We start from the raw sequence: 20,226 nt of genomic DNA, 5'->3' as shown, positions 1-20,226 counted from the left end.
TTATAATTTGATTTCGATGTCTACACCAGCCGGAAGGTCGAGACGCATCAGCGCATCTACCGTCTTGTTCGTCGGCTGCAGGATGTCGATAAGACGCTTATGAGTTCTCATTTCGAACTGTTCGCGGGAATCCTTATTGACATGCGGGGAACGCAAAATCGTGTAGATATTTTTCTCCGTCGGGAGTGGAATCGGACCGGAAACCATAGCACCAGTCTTCTTTGCAGTATCCACAATCTTTACTGCGCTCTGATCGAGGGCTTTGTGATCATAAGCCTTCAACCGGATTCTAATCTTTTGGTTCTTAGACAATTTGTTTTCCTCCTTATCGTCCGGACTCTTGGCCCAAACATTTCTCCGTAACAGTTCCCTCGGACAACGCCGAGCCATCTGCCACGTCATCGCGTTGGGGGGTACCATATTATTTCAAACCTTTAAATAAGAGCGACGCGAGCGCCGCTCTTATCTATAGGTTTAATAACTGTAAATTAGGCTTCTACGTCAGTTACGCGGCCTGCACCAACAGTGTGGCCACCTTCGCGGATAGCGAAACGCAGACCTTTTTCGATAGCGATCGGAGTGATGAGTTCAACATCCATCTCGATGTTATCGCCAGGCATAACCATTTCCGTGCCAGCCGGCAGGGTAACTACGCCCGTAACGTCAGTCGTACGGAAGTAGAACTGCGGACGATAGTTCGTGAAGAACGGGGTATGACGGCCGCCTTCTTCCTTAGTCAGAACGTAAACCTGACCTTTGAACTTCGTGTGCGGGTTGATGGAACCCGGCTTAGCCAGAACCTGACCGCGTTCGATTTCCTTACGGTCGATACCGCGGAGCAGAGCACCGATGTTATCGCCAGCAACAGCGCTGTCGAGCATCTTACGGAACATTTCGATACCAGTTACAACCGTGGATTTCGGTTCTTCCTGGAGACCAACGATTTCAACCGTGTCGTTCAGCTTCAGTTCGCCACGTTCTACACGGCCCGTAGCAACGGTACCACGACCAGTGATCGTGAATACGTCTTCGACCGGCATCAGGAACGGCTTGTCCGTGTCACGGGTCGGAGTCGGGATGTATTCGTCAACAGCATCCATCAGCTCATAGATCTTAGCCTGCATGTCAGCATCGCCTTCCAGAGCCTTCAGAGCGGAACCAGCAACAACAGGGATGTCATCGCCAGGGAATTCGTAGCTGGAGAGCAGCTCGCGAACTTCCATTTCAACCAGTTCGAGCAGTTCAGGATCGTCAACCTGGTCAACCTTGTTCAGGAATACAACGATTGCAGGAACGCCTACCTGACGAGCGAGCAGGATGTGCTCACGAGTCTGGGGCATCGGGCCATCAGCAGCGGAAACTACCAGGATAGCACCATCCATCTGAGCAGCGCCAGTGATCATGTTCTTTACATAGTCAGCGTGGCCCGGGCAGTCAACGTGTGCATAGTGACGTTTTTCAGTCTCATACTCAACGTGTGCCGTGTTGATGGTGATACCGCGTTCACGCTCTTCCGGAGCCTTATCGATATCAGCGTAATCTTCGAATTTTGCCATGCCTTTTTCAGCCAGGCACTTCGTGATTGCAGCCGTCAGCGTCGTCTTGCCATGGTCAACGTGACCAATGGTGCCGATGTTAACATGGGGTTTAGTTCTCTCAAACTTTTCTTTAGCCATTTGTGTTTTTTCCTCCCTTATTCGCCTTTGTTTTTAGCAATAACCTTTTCGGCTATATTCTTAGGAACTTCATCATAGTAAGCTACTTCCATGCTGTAGTTCCCTCGGCCCTGAGTTTTGGAACGGAGATCCGTGGAGTAACCGAACATTTCGGAAAGGGGCACGAACCCGTTGATTACCTGAGCACCGTTGCGTGCTTCCATACCATCGATACGGCCGCGACGGGAGTTCAGGTCGCCGATGACATCGCCCATGTATTCTTCAGGAACGGTGACTTCGACTTTAACATACGGTTCAAGAAGAACCGGATTTGCCTTCTCTGCACCGCTCTTGAATGCCATGGAACCGGCAACCTTGAACGCTGCTTCAGAGGAGTCAACTTCGTGGAACGAACCATCGTAAACGATAGCTTTGATGTCCACCATCGGATAACCGGCAACAACACCAGTTTCCATAGCCTGCTTTACGCCGGCTTCGATCGGGTTGATGAATTCCTTCGGAATTGCACCACCGACAACTTTATTTTCAAAGCTGAAGCCTTCACCCGGTTCCTGCGGAATGAGTTCAAGCCAGCAATGACCGTACTGACCATGACCACCGGACTGGCGTACGAACTTACCTTCGGACTTAACCGTCTTGCGAATCGTTTCACGATAAGCAACCTGCGGTTCGCCAACCTTGCAGTCCACTTTGAATTCGCGGAGCATACGGTCAACGATAATCTGGAGGTGAAGCTCACCCATACCGGAGATGATGCACTGACCAGTTTCCTGATCGGTACGTACACGGAAGGTCGGATCTTCTTCAGCCAGTTTCTGGAGAGCTACGCCCATCTTTTCCTGGTCGTTCTTCGTAGCCGGTTCAACAGCAACGGAGATAACGGGATCCGGGAATTCCATGGATTCGAGGATGATGGGATGTGCTTCATCGCACAGCGTGTCACCAGTCGTGGTGTCTTTAAGACCAACAGCAGCAGCGATATCACCGCTGTAAACCTTTTCGATTTCCTTACGATTGTTAGCGTGCATCTGCAGGATACGGCCGATACGCTCTTTCTTGCCCTTCGTGGAGTTGAACACGTAGGAACCAGCATCGAGCACACCGGAGTAAACGCGGAAGAATGCCAGCTTACCAACATAGGGGTCGGTCATAATCTTGAAGGCCAGGGCCGAGAACGGCTCAGAGTCGCTGGACGGACGACGGTCTTCTTCACCGGAATCCGGGTTGATGCCCTTGATAGGCGGAATGTCTACCGGAGCCGGCATGTAATCAACGATGGCATCGAGCAGGGGCTGAACGCCCTTGTTGCGATAGGAAGTACCGCAGGTTACCGGAACGAGCTTGCACTCAACGGTGCCCTTACGGATGACTTTCTTAATCTCTTCTTCAGTGATTTCTTCGCCACCGAGATATTTTTCCATAAACTCGTCATCGAGTTCGGAGAGAGCTTCGAGCAGCTTTTCGCGATACTCTTCAGCTTTTTCCTTCATGTCATCAGGAATAGCAACTTCGTCAGCAACTTTGCCGAGGTCGTCTTCATAAACGATGGCTTCGTTCTTAACGAGGTCGATGATGCCCTGGAAGGTATCTTCAGCACCGATCGGCAGCTGGATAGCTACTGCATTGGCCTGGAGACGTTCATGCATCATGTTGATAACATTATAGAAATCTGCGCCCGTGATGTCCATCTTGTTGACATAAGCCATACGAGGAACATTGTAACGCTCAGCCTGACGCCATACGGTTTCAGTCTGAGGCTCAACGCCACCGCGAGCAGTCAGAACTGCTACGGTACCATCGAGTACGCGCAGGGAACGTTCAACTTCTACCGTAAAGTCCACGTGACCCGGAGTATCAATGATGTTGATACGATGGTCTTTCCAATGACAGGTGGTAGCAGCAGACGTAATCGTGATGCCGCGTTCCTGCTCCTGAACCATCCAGTCCATGGTAGCAGCACCGTCGTGAACTTCACCGATCTTGTGGTTTACACCGGTGTAGAAGAGGATACGCTCAGTAGTAGTCGTCTTACCGGCATCGATGTGAGCCATGATACCGATATTACGAGTTTTTTCAAGGGAATACTCTCTTGCCACTTTTAATATCGCTCCTTATATAATAGAAAAGATTACCAACGATAATGAGCGAATGCCTTATTGGCTTCGGCCATCTTATGCGTATCTTCCTTCTTCTTGATTGCTGCGCCAGTGTTGTTGGCAGCATCCATGAGTTCACCGGAGAGACGCTCGTCCATAGTCTTTTCGCCACGGAGACGTGCATAATTCACGATCCAGCGAATACCGAGAGTCATACGACGATCCGGACGAACTTCAACCGGAACCTGGTAGTTAGCACCACCGACGCGGCGAGCGCGAACTTCGAGAACCGGCATAACGTTCTTCAGAGCCGTCTCAAAAACTTCCAGAGGATCCTTGCCCGTCTTAGCGCGGATCGTCTCAAATGCATCATATACGACGCGTTCAGCAACGCTCTTCTTACCGGAGAGCATTACCTTGTTGATGAATTTTGTAACCGTCTTGCTGTGGTACACCGGATCCGGCAGTACGTCACGCTTAGGTACGGCACCTTTTCTTGGCATTGTTTTACCTCCTTATCATAGTCTTCATTTGCGAAGCTGTATTATTTCTTCTTAGCACGTTTCGCACCATACTTGGAGCGGCCCTGAGCACGATCCTGCACACCTGCAGTATCGAGAGAACCACGGATGATGTGGTAACGAACACCCGGCAGGTCCTTAACACGACCGCCACGGATCAGAACAACACTATGCTCCTGAAGATTATGACCAATGCCCGGAATATATGCAGTAACTTCGATGCTGTTCGTCAAACGAACACGAGCTACTTTACGCAGAGCCGAGTTCGGCTTTTTCGGCGTAGACGTGTAAACACGAGTGCAAACGCCACGTTTCTGCGGGCAATTCTTAAGTGCTGGTGCTTTGGACTTCTCCTGCATGCTCTTTCTGCTCTTACGAACTAACTGGTTGATAGTAGGCATACATGCACCTCCTTCCTTCATATTGAGAATTTATTATTTATTAAAATCGCAAGCAGAGCTTACGATTTTTAACAAATAGGCGTATTACTTAATCGCTGCCGCCGCTGCCGCACCAACTTCGATGTTGCAAGCTGTCCCCAGCTCTTTCATCGAGCTCACGCGGCTGACCGGTACATTCTGTTCCGTGCAGAGCGTTTCCAAAGGTTCGACCACCTTGGCATCTGCATCATCAGCGATAAAGACTTCCGTTGCCGCTTCGCGTTTTACCGCTTTGGCAACCTGTTTGATACCAATGACCCGCTTGGCTGTTTTCAGTGCTTCCAGTGTCATTGTTTTCACTCCCCTGTATCACTAAAATCATGCCCTCGAATCAGGCACTTCTATATATTAGCACCCACTAAAATCCCTGTCAACACTTATTTTACAAAGTTTTTCGTGTACACGTTGCCTCGCGTATCAAAATGCAAAAATTTTTTCAAACTGCCTCTCATTCACGAAAAAACACGTTGCGAACTCCTCTTATTCCGAACAAATTACGCCTATAAATTGTCCAGAATAACCTTCACCTCTTAGCATAGAAATCATTTTGATTCCAAATTCACGAAAAAAGCCCAGGAGCAGATGATACCTTTCCGTAACGTTTGACAAACTTGTCTAAGTGAAGGAAAGATATCATCTGCTCCTGGGCGTCTTATTATATAGAATGAATCTTATCGTTCTAATGCCCTATGCGCAATATCTTTACGATAGAACGCATCCTTAAAGGAAATCTTCTCTACTCCGGCATAAGCCTTAGCTACTGCCGAACGTACATCACCAGCCTTGGCCACCACGCCTAGAACGCGGCCGCCATCCGTGACAATGTTACCGTCTTTATGTGCCGTACCTGCATGGAACACCAACGCACCTGCTGCCTTGGCCTCATCCAAGCCGGTAATCGCATCACCCTTGCGGTAAGACTTGGGATAGCCGCCTGCCGCCATAACCACGCAGACTGCAGCTTCTTTTGACCAGTCAATCTGTACTTCAGCCAAATTACCATCAGCGCAGGCCAGCATGATTTCTACCAAATCGCTGTTTAAGAGCGGCAGAACAACCTGCGTTTCCGGGTCACCGAAGCGCGCGTTGAATTCCACGACCTTCGGCCCGTCAGCCGTAATCATCAGGCCAGCATAGAGACAGCCTTTATAGGTCTTGCCTTCCTGCTCCATGGCTTTGATGGTCGGCACAAGAATTTTATCATAGGTTTCCTGCACCATTTTATCCGTCATGACAGGAGCCGGGGCATAAGTGCCCATGCCGCCAGTGTTGGGGCCTTTATCACCATCATAGGCGCGCTTATGGTCCTGCGAACTGATCATAGGACAGATGGTCTTGCCATCGGTGAAGCAGAGCAATGACGCTTCTTCGCCTTCCATAAATTCCTCGATGACCACGCGCGAGCCTGCATTGCCGAATTCCTTATCTTCCATAATATCCGCAACAGCCTGCAGCGCTTCATCTTCCGTCATGGCCACGATAACGCCCTTGCCCGCAGCTAGGCCGTCCGCCTTGATAACGATTGGCGCCCCTTCTTTACGAATGTACTCCCGAGCTGCCTCTGCCTCGGTGAACACTTCGTACTTAGCTGTAGGAATGCCGTATTTCTTCATCAAATCCTTGGAAAAGGATTTGGAGCCTTCAATCTGTGCCGCCGCCTGCGTGGGGCCAAACGCCTTGATACCTGCTGCCGTGACTGCATCCACTAAGCCATTGGTCAGGGGTACTTCCGGCCCAACTACCACCAGCTCAATCGCGTGCTTTTGCGCAAAATCCACAATCGACGCATTATCCGTAATGGCAATACCTTCCACGCACATCGCCACATCAGCCATGCCCGGATTGCCCGGCAATGCATAAATCTTATCTGCCTTGGGCGACTGAGCGAGCTTCCACGCTAACGTATGCTCCCGGCCGCCACTGCCGATTACTAAAATATTCATGGTTTCGCCCCTTATTTTTCCAGCTGTTTTGCCAGATAATCCTGAATCATCGTGTCGTAGGCCGCCGTATGAGCAAAGGCCTCCTGCGCCAGTTCCATGCGGGTGCGGTCATCGACACTGCCATTTTCCTTAATCTGGGCAATTACTTCATTATATTTAGCCGGATTGGTCACAATGGTCACAAACTTAAAGTTCTTGGCCGAAGCGCGTACCATAGCCGGGCCGCCAATATCAATGTTTTCAATGGCCTCTGCCAGCGTTACATCCGGCTTGGCAATGGTTTCCTTGAACGGATAGAGATTGACCGCCACGAGGTCAATGCCCTTGATGCCATGTTTTTCCATCTGCGCCACATGTTCGGCATTGTCCCGCACCGCGAGAATACCACCGTGAATATACGGATTCAGGGTCTTTACGCGGCCATCCATGATTTCGGGGAAGCCTGTCACATCGCTGACATAGGTCACAGGAATGCCCGCTTCCTTGATGGCTTTCATCGTCCCGCCTGTAGAGATGATTTCCACACCGGCTTCATGGAGCTGGCGGGCGAACTCAACCACGCCTTCTTTATTGGATACGCTAATCAGGGCACGCTTAATCTGCATTTATCTGTTCTCCTTTACGCGTCTTACGCTAAAATCGTCACCTTACGGCCTTCAACCTTTAACTTGCCTTCACAGTACAGGCGGATACATTCCGGATAAATCCGGTGTTCCTCTTTGAGCACGCGGGCACCCAAAGTTTCCTCCGTATCATCATCAAGCACCGGCACCGCCGCCTGCATGATGATGGGGCCGGAATCCGTACCTTCATCCACGAAATGCACCGTGCAGCCGCTGACTTTCACGCCATAGGCCAGTACATCCCGATGGGCATGGGCGCCGGGGAAACTCGGCAAAAGCGCCGGATGAATATTCATGATACGTCCGGCAAAATGCCCTACAAAATACGGGGTAAGTATCCGCATAAAGCCCGCCAGCACCACAAGCGTTACACCTGCGGCTTCAAGCTTTTCAATCAAGGCCTTTTCAAAGGGCTCACGGCCATCAAACTGCTTACGGTCAACACAGACCGCCTCAATGCCGGCTTTTCTTGCCCGGTCCAGCGCATAGGCTTCCTTATCCGTCAGCACGATAGCGATTTCGGCAGGAACCTGCCCTGCTTCAATCGCATCGATGATGGACTGCAAATCTGTGCCGCGGCCGGAACAAAGAACACCTAATTTTTCCTTAGCCAACGAACACACCGCCCTGCAATGTTACATCATGGCCGCCTTTGACGACCTTACCGATTTCATAAACCGTTTCGTCAGCCGCCTGCAAATGTGCTTTGACCGCTTCGGCTTCTTCCGCAGAGACAATCAGAATCATGCCGATGCCCATGTTGAAGGTACGGTACATTTCCGGCCAATCCACATTGCCCCACTGCTGCAGGAGACGGAAGATAGCCGGCATTTCCCATTTGCTCGTGTCAATTTCCACTGCCAAATCCTCGGGCAAAGCGCGAGGGATATTCTCGTAGAAGCCGCCGCCCGTGATATGCACCATGCCGTGAATATCGAATTTTTCAATCAGCGGCAGGCAGGATTTCGGGTACAGACGGGTCGGCGTCAGGAGTTCCTCACCGATGGTCTTGCCGAGTTCTTCCATATATTCATCGCCCTTGAAGCCCTTATGGTCAAAGACAATGCGGCGCACGAGGGAATAGCCGTTGGAATGTACGCCGGAGGACGGCAAACCGAGAATCACATCGCCTTCCTTGACCTTGGCGCTGGTGATGAGCTTGCTCTTTTCCACCACGCCTACGGCAAAGCCGGCAATATCGTATTCCCCTTCGGGATAAAAGCCATTCATTTCTGCCGTCTCGCCGCCAATCAGGGCACAGCCGGATTCCTTGCAGGCGCCTGCTACACCGGTTACGACATCGGCCACCTGTTCCGGCAGGAGCTTGCCCACCGCCAGATAGTCGAGGAAGAACAGTGGTTCTGCCCCCTGCACCAAAATATCGTTGACGCACATGGCCACGGCATCCTGACCAATGGTATCGTGCTTATCGAGCATAAAGGCCAGTTTGAGTTTCGTGCCTACGCCATCCGTGCCGGACACCAACACAGGCTCCTTGTACTTGCCGCTGTTTAAGGCGAACAAGCCGCCAAAGCCGCCCAAGTCACCGAGCACTTCCGGACGGTACGTTGCCCGCACACTGTTTTTGATGAGTTCTACCGAGCGGTTGCCCGCATCGATATCTACACCGGCATCTTTATAGGTAAGTTTTTCCGTCATTATCCTCTTGTTCCTCACTTTTTGCGCTGTTCAAACACATACTTGCTGTCACCGGCCGGCTTTTCGCCATCGGCGATGGGATAGGCACTATTGAAGCAGGCATAGCACATATCGTCAGCATTGACTTCCGACACGCAGGATTTCAGCCCTTCAAGCGAAATGAAATGCAGGGAATCCGCACCGATAAACTCGCGGATTTCCTCAACGCTCTTTGTGGCAGCAATCAATTCCTTGCGCACCGAAGTATCAATCCCATAGTAGCAGGGATAGCCAATCGGTGGGCTGCTGATGCACATATGCACCTCTTTGGCGCCGGCCTGCTTGAGCATATTGACAATCTTGCCGCTGGTTGTGCCGCGAACGATACTGTCATCGACCATGATAACGGATTTCCCCGCCACCACGGAACGGATGGCATTGAGTTTGAGCTTCACGCTGGTATCGCGCTTCTTCTGGGTCGGCTGAATAAAGGTACGGCCAATATAGCGGTTTTTAATCAGCCCTTCCACAAAAGGAATCCCCGACTCATAGGCATAGCCCGTAGCTGCCGTCGTACCGGAGTCCGGCACCGAAATGACGATATCGCCCTTGAACTTTGCCTCGCGCGCGAGTACCCGGCCCATCATAAAGCGGGCATCATGGACGCTCTGACCGTCAATGACCGAATCCGGACGGGCAAAGTAAATGTATTCAAAAATACAGGAAGCCTTCTTCTCGTGCATGGCGAACGGATAAGACTTCACGCCGCTGTCGTCAATGACCACCATTTCACCCGGCGCAATATCGCGAACGAACTCGGCACCAGCCACATCGAGGCCGCAGCTTTCCGACGACAGGATATAGCTGCCTTCCTCCGTCTTGCCCAGACAAAGCGGACGGAACCCCTGCGGGTCACGGGCACCAATCAGCTTATCCTCCGTCATAATGGCGAGACAATAGGCGCCGCGAATCTTCTTCAGGCTCTCGATAATCTTTTCTTCCACGGTTTCTGCCCGGCTGCGGGCAATGAGGTTCACAAAAACTTCCGAATCAATGGACGTCTGGAAAATCGTGCCCTGTTCTTCCAATTCATGGCGGATTTCTGCCGCGTTGGTCAGATTGCCGTTATGCGCCAGCGCAATCTTGCCGCCCGAATAATTCACCATCAACGGCTGGGTGTTGCACAAAAGACTTGAGCCCGTAGTGGAATAACGTACATGGCCGATGGCAATGCACTGATTTTCCATATGGGGCACCTGATGGCGGAATACCTCATTGACAAGGCCCATGCCACGGGTAACATCCATCCAGGCGCCATCGGTAATGGCAATGCCTGCACTTTCCTGACCGCGGTGCTGCAAGGCATAAAGCCCTAAGTAGGTCAACCCCGACACATCTTCCGTGCGGGAAAACACGCCGTAAACACCGCACTCCTCTTTCCATTTCGGTTCTACATTATAGCCATTTTCATACATGGTTATATCAATCTCTCACTTTTTTCTACTAAAAAACAGTCCGGTGCCGCGCAACTTAAAGCTGCGCAGCTACACGGGCTGCTTTCTTTTCCACTTCTTCAACCATTTTTTCACGATATGCCGCAAGCTTTGCTGCAAGTTCAGCATTGCCCACCGCAAAAATCTGCACCGCAAAAATCGCTGCATTCTTGGCACCATTGATTGCCATCGTTGCCACCGGCACACCGGAAGGCATCTGCACCGTGCTCAGGAGCGCATCCATACCATTGAGTGCCGTCGCATTGATGGGCACACCAATAACCGGCAGCGTCGTATAGCTTGCTACTACGCCTGCCAAATGCGCCGCTGCGCCAGCTGCCACAATAAATACAGAAATGCCCTTATCCTTTGCAGACAGAACAAAATCGCGAACCTTGGCAGGGGTGCGATGGGCAGAAGCTACCACGACTTCGGACTCGATGTCAAACTGCTTCAGAATATCTGCCGCCGGCTTCAAAATCGGCCAGTCCGAATCACTGCCCATAATGATTGCTGCTTTCATTAAAGTTTTGCTCTCCCTTCTCTTATGATAATTATCGTTTACATCGTTACCTCATCCGTCACGCTGCGCGTGCCACCTTCCCCAACGGGGAAGGCCTTAAGATTTCTAAATCTTAGTGGGTAAACGTTTTGCCTGTCAGAACTTCGTATGCTTCCTTATACTTGGCAATGGTCTTATCAATGATTTCCTGCGGAAGCTTATAATCGCTGTCCGGATTTGCCTTGAGCCAATCACGCACAAACTGCTTGTCATAGGACGGCTGGCTCTTGCCTGCTTCGTAGCCTTCCAGCGGCCAGAAGCGGGAGCTGTCCGGCGTCAGCACTTCATCACCCAAAACGATATTGCCTTCTTCATCCACGCCGAATTCAAACTTCGTATCGGCAATGATAATGCCCTTCGTCAATGCATACTCTGCGCACTTCTTGTAGATGGCAATGGTGTAGTCGCGAATCTTTTCCGCATATTCCATGCCATGGCCGGGGAATTCTTTTTCCAAAACCTTGGCGCCCTGTTCCAGGGAGACGTTCTCATCGTGGTCGCCAAGTTCAGCCTTAGTACTCGGCGTGAAAATCGGCTCAGGAAGTTTTTCCGATTCCTGCAGGCCTTCCGGCAGTTTGATGCCGCAGATGGTGCCGTTTTCCTTGTAGCTTTCCCAGCCGCTGCCCGTGATGTAGCCGCGTACAATGCATTCCATGGGAATCATGTGCAGCTTCTTGCACTTCATGCTATTGCCCTTGAACTCCTCCTGCTGGAAAAATTCCGGCATATCCGCATTGTCTACAGACAGCATGTGGTTAGGAATGATGTCCTTCGTGAAATCAAACCAGAACTTAGACATCTGGGTCAGGACTGCGCCCTTATCCGTAATCTTGTTCTTCAGAATGTGGTCAAAAGCCGAAATACGGTCTGTTGCCACCATGATGATGCTGCCATCAGCTTCATAGACTTCACGGACTTTACCAGATTTGAAAGGTTTGTAGGTTTTCATGGATTTTATCGTCTCCCATAAAAATATAAAGTTGTTGCGGAACTGTGAAAAGTTCCCTTCCGACTATTCCATAATAACGAGATTTTTTTGACATGTCAATGACTTTTAGGACACATGTCCTTGATTTTTATTTTGCATAAAAAAATAGCTTGACATGTCAAAAATTGACATGTCAAGCCACAGATTCTTAATCAACGGTTTATCGCCATATTGTCAGATTCCTGTTTCTCCTGCTGCGGGCCGCGCTCTTTGGCTACGGCGAGCATGAGTTTGAGTCGGTTGAGCTGGTTGACTTCACTGGAGCCGGCATCGCAGTCGATGGCTGTGATGTTAGCTCCCTTGTAGGCGTTGCGCAGTTCATGCATAACCCCCTTGCCCGTAATATGGTTAGGCAGGCAGCCGAAGGGCTGCAGGCAAACCACATTGGGCACACCGGAGTCGATGAGCTTGACCATTTCGCCGGTCAGGAACCAGCCTTCACCAGCCATATTGCCCAGACTTACATGACGGGAAGCCATGGCCGCCGTTTCGTAGATGGAATGAGGCGGCTGGAAATGTCTGCTTTCCTGCAGGGCCTTCTTCATGGGACGGCGGAAGAATTCCAAGATATTGATAAACATCTTGCCAAAGACTTCTTCCTTGTAAGAGCCTGCCAAGAGATTCCGCTTGGCAATAGCATCATAAGCCGAATAGAGGAAGAAATCCACAAAGTCCGGCATGACCACTTCGGCACCTTCGTCCATCAGGACTTTTTCGATATGGTTGTTGGCCACCGGATGATACTTCACAAGGATTTCGCCCACAATGCCCACCTTCGGTTTCCAAAGTTGTTCATCAATGGGCAGGTGGTCAAACTCCTTGACCATGGCCTTGATATTTTTCCGGAAACGGAAGTAATTGCCGCGGATGATTTCTTCCTTAGCCCGTTCCATCCACTTATCAAACAGGACTTTCGTAGAACCCTTGGTGATTTCGTAAGGCATCATGCGATTGCGCACGTTCATAAGTGTATCACCGTAGACGGCCGCCTTGATGGCATCTACGAGCATGCCACGCCCCATATGGAAGGAATCTGTTTCCTCCTTGAGGCCATGAACCGCAAACACCGGCACCTGCGGGAAGCCGGCATGCTTCAATGCCTGCCGCAAAACGCTCAGATAGTTGGTGGCCCGACAGGCACCACAAGTCTGGAACAGCATGATACTCGTATGGTCGGGGTCGCAGAGTCCGTCCTTCAATGCGGAAATCAGCTGGCCGATAACCACAATGGCCGGATAGCACATATCGTTATGCACATAGCGCAGTCCTGTATCAATGGCATGCTTGTCCGGCATCGGCGGAATCACAGCATTTAAGCCATGCTTGTTGAGCACGGTCTTGAAGAGTTCAAAGTGAATTGGCGCCATCTGCGGGGCCAGCACGGTATGGGTCTTTTTGCAGTCCTCCGTAAAGTGCGGACGCTCGATATCGGGCACCGCCTGATACGCAATCGGCTTTTTGCGGGCCAGCGCCGCCATCAGGGAGCGCAGACGAATCCGCGCCGCGCCAAGGTTCGATACTTCATCGAGTTTAATCATCGTGTAGATGCGCTGATGTTTTTCCAGAATATCCTTGACCTGCTCCGTCGTCAAAGCGTCGAGGCCACAACCGAAGGAGCTGAACTGAATCAGCGTGAGGTTCGGATGTTCAGCCACGAACTGCGCCGCATGGTACAGACGGGCATGATAGCTCCACTGGTTGACTACCTGCAGACGCTGTGCCTTAACCGGCAGATGATAGACGGCATCTTCAGAGAGAACCGGCAGTTTATAGGACTGAATCATCTCGGGAATGCCGTGGTTGATTTCCGGGTCCACATGATAGGGACGCCCCACGAGCATAATCGCCTGCTGTCCGGTACGCTCAATATGTTCCAGAATCTTTCTGCCATAATCGCGCACATCTTCACGGTAACGGGCAATTTCCACATAGGCTGCCTCCACCGCGCTGGCAATTTCCTGTTTGCTGATGTTTTCCCGCTTGCCGAGCTCCTCGAACAGGCGGGCCGTCAGCCGTTTTTTATCGTTTATGGGCACAAAGGGCTGGATGAATTCCACTTCCTGCTGGCGCAGAACATCCATATTCCCACGGATATTTTCCGCATAGGACGCCACAATCGGACAGTTGAAATGATTGTCCGAAGCATGCACCTCGTCCTCCATGTTATAGGGCGCGCAGGGATAGAAAATCTTCTTGATGCCCTTTTCCACCAAGTCCATGATATGACCATGCGTAATCTTGGCCGGATAGCAAAGGGAGTCAGAAGGCACTGTAGCCATGCCCTTATAGTACATCTTCGCACTGGACTTGCCCGACAGTTCCACCCGATAGCCTAAGAAGGTCAGGAAGGTGAACCAGAAGGGATAATCCTCGTACATATTAAGTACGCGCGGAATGCCAATCGTACCGCGGCTCGGATGTTCCAAAGGACGATAGTATTTGAATACGCGATTGTATTTATAGGTGTAGATATTCGGCGTTTCTTCTTCGGTCTGCTTCTGGCCGCCAACGCCGCGTTCACAGCGGTTGCCCGTGAAATACTTGCCGCCATCCGGGAATTTCTGCATGGTAATCAGACAGCTGTTGCCGCAGCCTTTGCAGCGGTAAGAGCTGGTTTCCACATGGAATTCCTGCAGTTTATCCAGTGGCAGGATTGACGAATGCTCCTGCCCGCTTTCCTGCGCCAGAATCGCAGCGCCATAAGCGCCCATGAGGCCGGCGATATCGGGACGGATAACTTCTCTGTCCAGCAGTTTTTCCATACAGCGCAGTACCGCGTCGTTGTAGAAGGTGCCGCCCTGCACGACAATATGGTCGCCGAGTTCCCGCACATCTTTTAACTGCATGACCTTGAACAGCGCATTCTTGATGACGGAAAAGGCAATGCCCGCAGAAATATCGGCGACTTCTGCTCCTTCCTTCTGGGCCTGCTTGACCTTGGAATTCATGAATACCGTACAGCGCGTGCCCAAATCCACAGGTGCCTTGGACTTCAAGGCCTTCTGCGCAAACTGCGCGGGCGTCATGGACAGACCTTCGGCAAAGTTCTGGATAAAGGAGCCGCAGCCTGCCGAGCAAGCCTCATTCAGCGTGATATTGCCGATATTGCCGTCTTTGACGAAGAAGCACTTCATATCCTGACCGCCAATATCGAGCACAAAGGTAACTTCCGGACAGAACTCCTGCGCGGCCCGCAGATGGGCAAAGGTCTCGACCTCGCCGCCATCAGCATGCAAAGCCGCCTTAACGATGGCTTCACCATAGCCCGTGGTCATAGTGCTGGCAATATAAGCACCTTCCGGCATAGCCTTATAGAGTTCCTGCATTTCCCGCACAACCGTAGAAAGTGGGGAACCCTGATTGCTGCCGTAAGACGTATAGAGAATTTCCTTATCCCGGCCAATCGCCGTTATTTTCGTAGTGGTGGAACCAGCATCAATGCCCACGTAAACCGGGCCTTGATAGCTTGCAATATCCCCGCGCTTTACTTTGTCCTTATCGTGACGAGCCTTGAAGGCTTCATACTCCGCATCACTTTCAAACAACGTAAAATCCGCCTGTCGGGTTTCGCTAGCGGCAGCTGTTCTCGCCTCAGCAATGCCCTTTTCCAGACGAGCCACATCCATTTCCTGCGCTTCATCGGACAGAGCAGCCCCCATGGCCACAAAGTAGTTGCCGTAATCCACGTCAACCACATGGTCATCATCGAGCTTCAAGGTTTCAATAAACCGCTTGCGCAGTTCCGGCAGAAAATGCAACGGACCGCCCAAAAAGGCCACATGGCCGTCAATTGGACGTCCCTGTGCCAAATTGCCAATCGTCTGATTGACCACCGCCTGAAAGATGGACAGAGCGATATCAGCCTTTTCTGCGCCGTCATTCATGAGCGCCTGAATATCCGTCTTGGCAAACACGCCGCAGCGGGATGCAATGGTGTAAATCTGCTTGCCTTTCTCCGCCAGTTCATTAAGGCCGGAGGCATCCGTAGAAAGCAACGAAGCCATATGGTCGATAAAGGAACCGGTGCCGCCGGCACAAACGCCGTTCATGCGCTGTTCCGGTGCTTCACCGAAGTAGGTTATCTTGGCATCCTCGCCACCGAGTTCCACCACGGTATCCGTCTGCGGTATGAGATTTTTCACTGCCGCTGCGCAGGCAATAACCTCCTGCACAAAGGGCAGTCCTATACGTTGCGCAATGCCCATACCTGCCGACCCAGTAAGCGCGAAGGTAAACTTCTTCTCTCCCACCAGAGATTTTAACTGCGTCAGATTCTCCTGCAAGGCATTACCTATTTCTGAAAAATGCCGGGCATAGTTCTTGTAGAGAATGTTCTTCTCATGATCAAGCACCACCAATTTAATGGTCGTGGAGCCCACATCTATACCCACATTCAAAAGGGACTTCATAGTTTCACCACCTGAGTTGATTCCATTAAACCTCTTTTTCAGGTTCCTTTCATATTATATAAAATTCAACCATTTGGTGCAAGCTAATTTGTTACGAAATGCACTTAATCAATACTCAACACTGTACAAATATAGCCCGCAGGCAGGGGCAGTCGCACTGGCCTGATGACGGTCAAGGCTCTCCATAATCTCCACAAAGCGTTCCACGCTGATGCGCCCCAAGCCTACGTTTGCCACCGTGCCAATGATATTGCGTACCATATGATAGAGAAAGCCATTGCCATAAATGGTAAATTCGAGCATATCGCCCGGCCGTTCCTCGACCTTGGCCTCATAGATGGTGCGCACCGGACTCATTGGCGCACCGCCTGCAGCCCGAAAGGCACTGAAATCATGCGTACCCTTGATTAAATCGAGCGTCGCCTTCATTTTTGACATGTCAAGTTTGCGCCGTTCATACCAGGCATAGCGGGCCGTCAACGGGTTGGGCGTTTTCCCCTGCTGGATGCGATAAATATAGGTCTTGGCCTTGGCACTATGGCGGGCACTGAAATCCTCATCCGCCTCCCAGGCCTCCTTGACCACGATATCATCCGGCAGCAAACTGTTGACCGCCATAGGCACCCTGTCGATGGGAATACTGCCATTGGTAAAGAAATTGACCACCTGTCCATAGGCATGAACCCCTGCATCGGTGCGCCCCGAAGCTGCCAGCTCAATGGTATCCCCAAAGATAATGGCCAGCTTCTTTTCCAGCACATTTTGCACCGCGACCACTGGCGGGCTCTGGCGCTGGAAACCATGATACGCCGTGCCATCATAGGCCACCTTCAGCGCAATGTTTCGCTTACGGGCCTTCATCTCTTCTTTGTGTTCACTCTTCATAAGGTGTAGCTAACTCCTAATCCCACGCTGACCAGAGAAAAAATGGCAATCGCCACATAATCCAGCCTGCCCAGCTTCATTTCCTTCATGCGGGTACGGCCTTCGCCCCCGCGGTAACAACGTGCTTCCATCGCCAGCGCCAAATCATCTGCCCGACGAAACGCCGACAAAAAGAGCGGCACCAAAATCGGCACCATATTTTTTAGCCGCGACAAGATACTGCCCGTGACAAAATCGGCCCCGCGCGACTGCTGCGCCTTCATGATTTTATCTGTCTCACTGATAAGCGTTGGAATAAACCGCAGAGCAATGGTCATCATCATCGCGAGCTCATGCGCCGGCAGCCCCAGACGCTTGAACGGTGACAATAGGCTCTCCAGCGCATCCGTCAATTTGAGCGGGCTTGTCGTAAAGGTCAGCAACGTGCTGAGTATGATTAAAAGCATCAGGCGCACGCTGATTAACGCCCCCTGCTCCAAGCCCTCCTGCGTGATGACAAACTGCCACACGCGGCATAATTCACGCCCCGGATGACTGAACAGATGCAGCACAAAGGTAAAGAGAATAATCCACCACAGAGGCTTTAGCGAACGCAGTACCATGCGCACCGGCACATGGGAAATCAAAATCAGCAAAGCAGTTACAGCCCCCATGCCAATATAAACAGGTGCACTGGTAAAGACAAAGACTTCAATGAGCAGAACCAGCAGCAGACATATCTTCACACGGGCATCCATTCTATGCAAAAAAGAATCGCCAGGAAAATACTGACCAATCATAATATTATTTAACATGGAATACCTCCCTGAGCGATTGCAGGCCTGCCTCCGGCGTCAACGCATGTTCGTTCACCGGCAGACCGACAGCACGAAGCCTTTGCATAATCTGCATCATCTGCGGCGGTTCCAAACCAGTCTCCTGCAAAAGCTGGGCATCGGCAAAAATTTCTGCCGGCGTTCCCACCGCACGCAGACGCCCGGCCTGCATAACCACCATTTTATCGGCCAGACGTGCAATGTCTTCCATGCTATGGGACACAAAGACAATGGTCAGCTTCCATTTGCGGTGCAGTTTCAGAATGGTAGCCATCAGTTCTTCCCGGCCCCGCGGGTCAAGTCCCGCTGCCGGTTCATCCAGCACAAGATACTTGGGATGCATGGCCAAGACACCGGCGATAGCTACCCGGCGCATCTGCCCGCCGCTTAACGCAAACGGAGACACGTCCTTATACGTTTCATAGGACAAGCCCACCAGTTCCATGGCTTCCTTAACCCGCTCTTTTGTCTCTTCTTCACTAAGGCCCTGATTCTGCGGTCCAAAGGCAATATCTTTTTCTATGGTTTCCTCAAAGAGCTGCGTCTCCGCATACTGAAACACCATGCCCACCTGCTGGCGGGCATGCCATGCTTTGACCTTGTCTTCCTTGTTCTTCCCATGCAGGTTTACGCCGTCCACCAGCACTTCACCAGCAGCAGGCTTGAGCAGGCCATTCAAATGCTGTACCAAAGTGGACTTTCCCGAGCCTGTGTGCCCGGCAATAGCCGTAAAACTTCCCTGCTCAATAACCAGGGAAACATCATCTAAGGCAATGCGTTCATAAGGAGTTTTGGGCATATAGATATAGGTAACATTTTTTAACTCAATGGACATAACGAGCCTCCAGCGCGGCAGTCAAATCATCAGCACTTAAAATATCATGGGGCAGTTGCAGCCCGCCTTGACGCAACTGCCAGGCCAGTTCCACAGCCAAAGGCACCGCCAGGCCCAGCTCATGCATGCGGGGCGCATCCGCAAAAATCTCCTGCGGTTTGCCGCTTTGCACCAGCTGACCTTTCTCCATGACCAGTACCCGGTCAGCCTTGGCCGCCTCATCCATAAAATGCGTGATAACGATAAGAGTCAGCCCGCGCTCTTGATGCAGGCGTTCCACTGTGGCCATCACTTCCTTGCGCCCCTGCGGGTCCAGCATCGCTGTAGCTTCATCCAGTATCAAGCAGTTGGTATTCATAGCTAACGCACCAGCGATAGCCACCCGCTGCTTCTGACCGCCAGACAGTAAATGCGGCGCAAACTTGCGGAAGTTCTCCATGCCCACAGCTTTTAACGACTCCGTTACCTGCTGACGAATTTTAGCCGGCTCCATGCCCAGATTCTCTGGGCCGAAGGCCACATCATCTTCCACCACACCGGCAATCAGCTGATTGTCCGGATTCTGAAACACCATGCCCACCTGCCGCCGAATCTGCCAAACATCCTGCGGATTGCGCGTGTCCAAATTTTGAATCTGGCAGCTGCCCTCCGTCGGCAGCAAAAGTCCATTCAAATGTCGGGCAAGTGTGGACTTACCAGAACCATTGGCTCCCAAAATTGCCACAAACTCTCCCTGCTCGATATTAAAACTCACATCCCGCAAAGCGCAAAATTCCTGCTCTGTGCCCTGACTGTATATATGTGTCAGATTGTTTACCTCTATAAATGCCATTAGACTTCCTCTTTCACTAGAATCACAACACAAAGCTTATTATACAACAAAACTCCCCTTCGTCATAGAACTGACTTAGGGGAGTTTACGTATTATACACTCAAAACTATACAGAAGTTAATTAAAATGCACTTTCGAACACTTTAGTTGAAAGATAAGCCCTCGATTTATTAGTATTGGTCCGCTGCATGCCTTACGGCACTTCCACTCCCAACCTATCTACCTTGTCTTCTTCAAGGAATCTTACTGGATTACTCCATGAGATACTTCATCTCGGGACAGGCTTCACGCTTAGATGCTTTCAGCGTTTATCCCTTCCGGACGCAGCTACCCAGCTATGCTTCTGGCGAAACAACTGGTACACCGGCGGTCCGTCCACTCCGGTCCTCTCGTACTAGGAGCAGCTTCCCTCATGTATCTTACGCCCGCGATGGATATGGACCGAACTGTCTCACGACGTTCTGAACCCA

18 protein-coding genes and 1 rRNA gene are annotated in these 20,226 nt (G+C 51.3%); all 19 read right to left on the bottom strand.

Annotated elements, in window-relative coordinates; translation table 11 throughout:
- On the bottom strand, nt 1-312 hold the full coding sequence (gene rpsJ, locus T320_RS07010; RefSeq protein ID WP_014423834.1) for a 30S ribosomal protein S10: 312 nt from the start codon (nt 310-312) through the stop codon (nt 1-3).
- 176 nt (nt 313-488) lie between these two features.
- Nucleotides 489-1,676: an elongation factor Tu gene (gene tuf / locus T320_RS07005; protein ID WP_026767088.1), complete on the bottom strand. Its 1,188-nt coding sequence runs from the start codon at nt 1,674-1,676 to the stop codon at nt 489-491.
- A 17-nt stretch (nt 1,677-1,693) separates the two neighbouring features.
- Entirely contained in the window at nt 1,694-3,772 is a 2,079-nt protein-coding gene (gene fusA / locus T320_RS07000; protein ID WP_037354388.1) for an elongation factor G, read from the bottom strand.
- Nucleotides 3,773-3,804: 32 nt separating this feature from the next.
- Nucleotides 3,805-4,275, bottom strand: a complete 471-nt coding sequence (gene rpsG, locus T320_RS06995; RefSeq protein WP_014423831.1) for a 30S ribosomal protein S7 — start codon at nt 4,273-4,275, stop codon at nt 3,805-3,807.
- A gap of 41 nt (nt 4,276-4,316) precedes the next feature.
- Nucleotides 4,317-4,694, bottom strand: a complete 378-nt coding sequence (rpsL, locus tag T320_RS06990) for a 30S ribosomal protein S12 (RefSeq protein ID WP_014423830.1) — start codon at nt 4,692-4,694, stop codon at nt 4,317-4,319.
- A gap of 84 nt (nt 4,695-4,778) precedes the next feature.
- Nucleotides 4,779-5,024: a ribosomal L7Ae/L30e/S12e/Gadd45 family protein gene (locus T320_RS06985; RefSeq protein ID WP_026760276.1), complete on the bottom strand. Its 246-nt coding sequence runs from the start codon at nt 5,022-5,024 to the stop codon at nt 4,779-4,781.
- Between the two features lie 380 nt (nt 5,025-5,404).
- Nucleotides 5,405-6,676, bottom strand: coding sequence for a phosphoribosylamine--glycine ligase (gene purD, locus T320_RS06980; RefSeq protein WP_037354488.1), 1,272 nt, complete (start codon nt 6,674-6,676; stop codon nt 5,405-5,407).
- 11 nt (nt 6,677-6,687) lie between these two features.
- Nucleotides 6,688-7,281 (bottom strand): hypothetical protein, encoded by a 594-nt coding sequence (locus T320_RS06975; protein ID WP_051608652.1) that lies wholly within the window; start codon nt 7,279-7,281, stop codon nt 6,688-6,690.
- Nucleotides 7,282-7,304: 23 nt separating this feature from the next.
- The gene (gene purN, locus T320_RS06970) at nt 7,305-7,913 is read right to left on the bottom strand and encodes a phosphoribosylglycinamide formyltransferase (protein ID WP_037354386.1); all 609 of its coding nucleotides are present in this window, start codon (nt 7,911-7,913) and stop codon (nt 7,305-7,307) included.
- Nucleotides 7,906-8,958, bottom strand: coding sequence for a phosphoribosylformylglycinamidine cyclo-ligase (purM, locus tag T320_RS06965; protein ID WP_037354384.1), 1,053 nt, complete (start codon nt 8,956-8,958; stop codon nt 7,906-7,908). Before purM ends, purN begins: the two co-directional genes overlap by 8 nt.
- Before the next feature lie 14 nt (nt 8,959-8,972).
- Nucleotides 8,973-10,412, bottom strand: a complete 1,440-nt coding sequence (purF, locus tag T320_RS06960) for an amidophosphoribosyltransferase (RefSeq protein WP_026760271.1) — start codon at nt 10,410-10,412, stop codon at nt 8,973-8,975.
- A 55-nt stretch (nt 10,413-10,467) separates the two neighbouring features.
- The gene (gene purE, locus T320_RS06955) at nt 10,468-10,953 is read right to left on the bottom strand and encodes a 5-(carboxyamino)imidazole ribonucleotide mutase (protein WP_037354381.1); all 486 of its coding nucleotides are present in this window, start codon (nt 10,951-10,953) and stop codon (nt 10,468-10,470) included.
- Nucleotides 10,954-11,065: 112 nt separating this feature from the next.
- Nucleotides 11,066-11,941 carry a phosphoribosylaminoimidazolesuccinocarboxamide synthase gene (locus T320_RS06950; protein WP_037354379.1) on the bottom strand — a complete coding sequence of 292 codons (876 nt, stop codon included), beginning with the start codon at nt 11,939-11,941 and terminating at the stop codon, nt 11,066-11,068.
- A gap of 191 nt (nt 11,942-12,132) precedes the next feature.
- Nucleotides 12,133-16,389 carry a 2-hydroxyacyl-CoA dehydratase gene (locus tag T320_RS06945; protein ID WP_037354376.1) on the bottom strand — a complete coding sequence of 1,419 codons (4,257 nt, stop codon included), beginning with the start codon at nt 16,387-16,389 and terminating at the stop codon, nt 12,133-12,135.
- 108 nt (nt 16,390-16,497) lie between these two features.
- Nucleotides 16,498-17,274: a tRNA pseudouridine(38-40) synthase TruA gene (gene truA / locus T320_RS06940; RefSeq protein ID WP_037354375.1), complete on the bottom strand. Its 777-nt coding sequence runs from the start codon at nt 17,272-17,274 to the stop codon at nt 16,498-16,500.
- Nucleotides 17,271-18,068 (bottom strand): energy-coupling factor transporter transmembrane component T family protein, encoded by a 798-nt coding sequence (locus tag T320_RS06935; protein ID WP_037354372.1) that lies wholly within the window; start codon nt 18,066-18,068, stop codon nt 17,271-17,273. The genes truA and T320_RS06935 overlap by 4 nt, the downstream gene beginning before the upstream one ends.
- Nucleotides 18,058-18,924 carry an energy-coupling factor transporter ATPase gene (locus tag T320_RS06930; protein WP_037354369.1) on the bottom strand — a complete coding sequence of 289 codons (867 nt, stop codon included), beginning with the start codon at nt 18,922-18,924 and terminating at the stop codon, nt 18,058-18,060. The genes T320_RS06935 and T320_RS06930 overlap by 11 nt, the downstream gene beginning before the upstream one ends.
- Nucleotides 18,914-19,756: an energy-coupling factor transporter ATPase gene (locus tag T320_RS06925; RefSeq protein ID WP_037354367.1), complete on the bottom strand. Its 843-nt coding sequence runs from the start codon at nt 19,754-19,756 to the stop codon at nt 18,914-18,916. Before T320_RS06925 ends, T320_RS06930 begins: the two co-directional genes overlap by 11 nt.
- 150 nt (nt 19,757-19,906) lie before the next feature.
- A 23S ribosomal RNA gene (locus T320_RS06920) occupies nt 19,907-20,226 on the bottom strand; the annotation flags it as partial.

It is taken from the genome of Selenomonas sp. FC4001, assembly GCF_000701565.1.
Taxonomy (GTDB): domain Bacteria; phylum Bacillota; class Negativicutes; order Selenomonadales; family Selenomonadaceae; genus Selenomonas_A; species Selenomonas_A ruminantium_B.
The sequence above is the reverse complement of the archived record's forward strand: the minus strand, read 5'-3'. Positions and strand labels throughout refer to the sequence as shown.

What these genes read in the sequence shown, in the direction of transcription:
- rpsG (WP_014423831.1), bottom strand. Translation starts at nt 4,275, where the DNA reads ATGCCAAGAAAAGGTGCCGTACCTAAGCGTGACGTACTGCCGGATCCG.
- tuf (WP_026767088.1), bottom strand. Translation starts at nt 1,676, where the DNA reads ATGGCTAAAGAAAAGTTTGAGAGAACTAAACCCCATGTTAACATCGGC.
- T320_RS06925 (WP_037354367.1), bottom strand. Translation starts at nt 19,756, where the DNA reads ATGGCATTTATAGAGGTAAACAATCTGACACATATATACAGTCAGGGC.
- truA (WP_037354375.1), bottom strand. Translation starts at nt 17,274, where the DNA reads ATGAAGAGTGAACACAAAGAAGAGATGAAGGCCCGTAAGCGAAACATT.
- T320_RS06985 (WP_026760276.1), bottom strand. Translation starts at nt 5,024, where the DNA reads ATGACACTGGAAGCACTGAAAACAGCCAAGCGGGTCATTGGTATCAAA.
- purD (WP_037354488.1), bottom strand. Translation starts at nt 6,676, where the DNA reads ATGAATATTTTAGTAATCGGCAGTGGCGGCCGGGAGCATACGTTAGCG.
- purE (WP_037354381.1), bottom strand. Translation starts at nt 10,953, where the DNA reads ATGAAAGCAGCAATCATTATGGGCAGTGATTCGGACTGGCCGATTTTG.
- T320_RS06935 (WP_037354372.1), bottom strand. Translation starts at nt 18,068, where the DNA reads ATGTTAAATAATATTATGATTGGTCAGTATTTTCCTGGCGATTCTTTT.
- purM (WP_037354384.1), bottom strand. Translation starts at nt 8,958, where the DNA reads ATGACGGAAAAACTTACCTATAAAGATGCCGGTGTAGATATCGATGCG.
- T320_RS06930 (WP_037354369.1), bottom strand. Translation starts at nt 18,924, where the DNA reads ATGTCCATTGAGTTAAAAAATGTTACCTATATCTATATGCCCAAAACT.
- T320_RS06975 (WP_051608652.1), bottom strand. Translation starts at nt 7,281, where the DNA reads ATGCAGATTAAGCGTGCCCTGATTAGCGTATCCAATAAAGAAGGCGTG.
- T320_RS06945 (WP_037354376.1), bottom strand. Translation starts at nt 16,389, where the DNA reads ATGAAGTCCCTTTTGAATGTGGGTATAGATGTGGGCTCCACGACCATT.
- purF (WP_026760271.1), bottom strand. Translation starts at nt 10,412, where the DNA reads ATGTATGAAAATGGCTATAATGTAGAACCGAAATGGAAAGAGGAGTGC.
- rpsL (WP_014423830.1), bottom strand. Translation starts at nt 4,694, where the DNA reads ATGCCTACTATCAACCAGTTAGTTCGTAAGAGCAGAAAGAGCATGCAG.
- T320_RS06950 (WP_037354379.1), bottom strand. Translation starts at nt 11,941, where the DNA reads ATGAAAACCTACAAACCTTTCAAATCTGGTAAAGTCCGTGAAGTCTAT.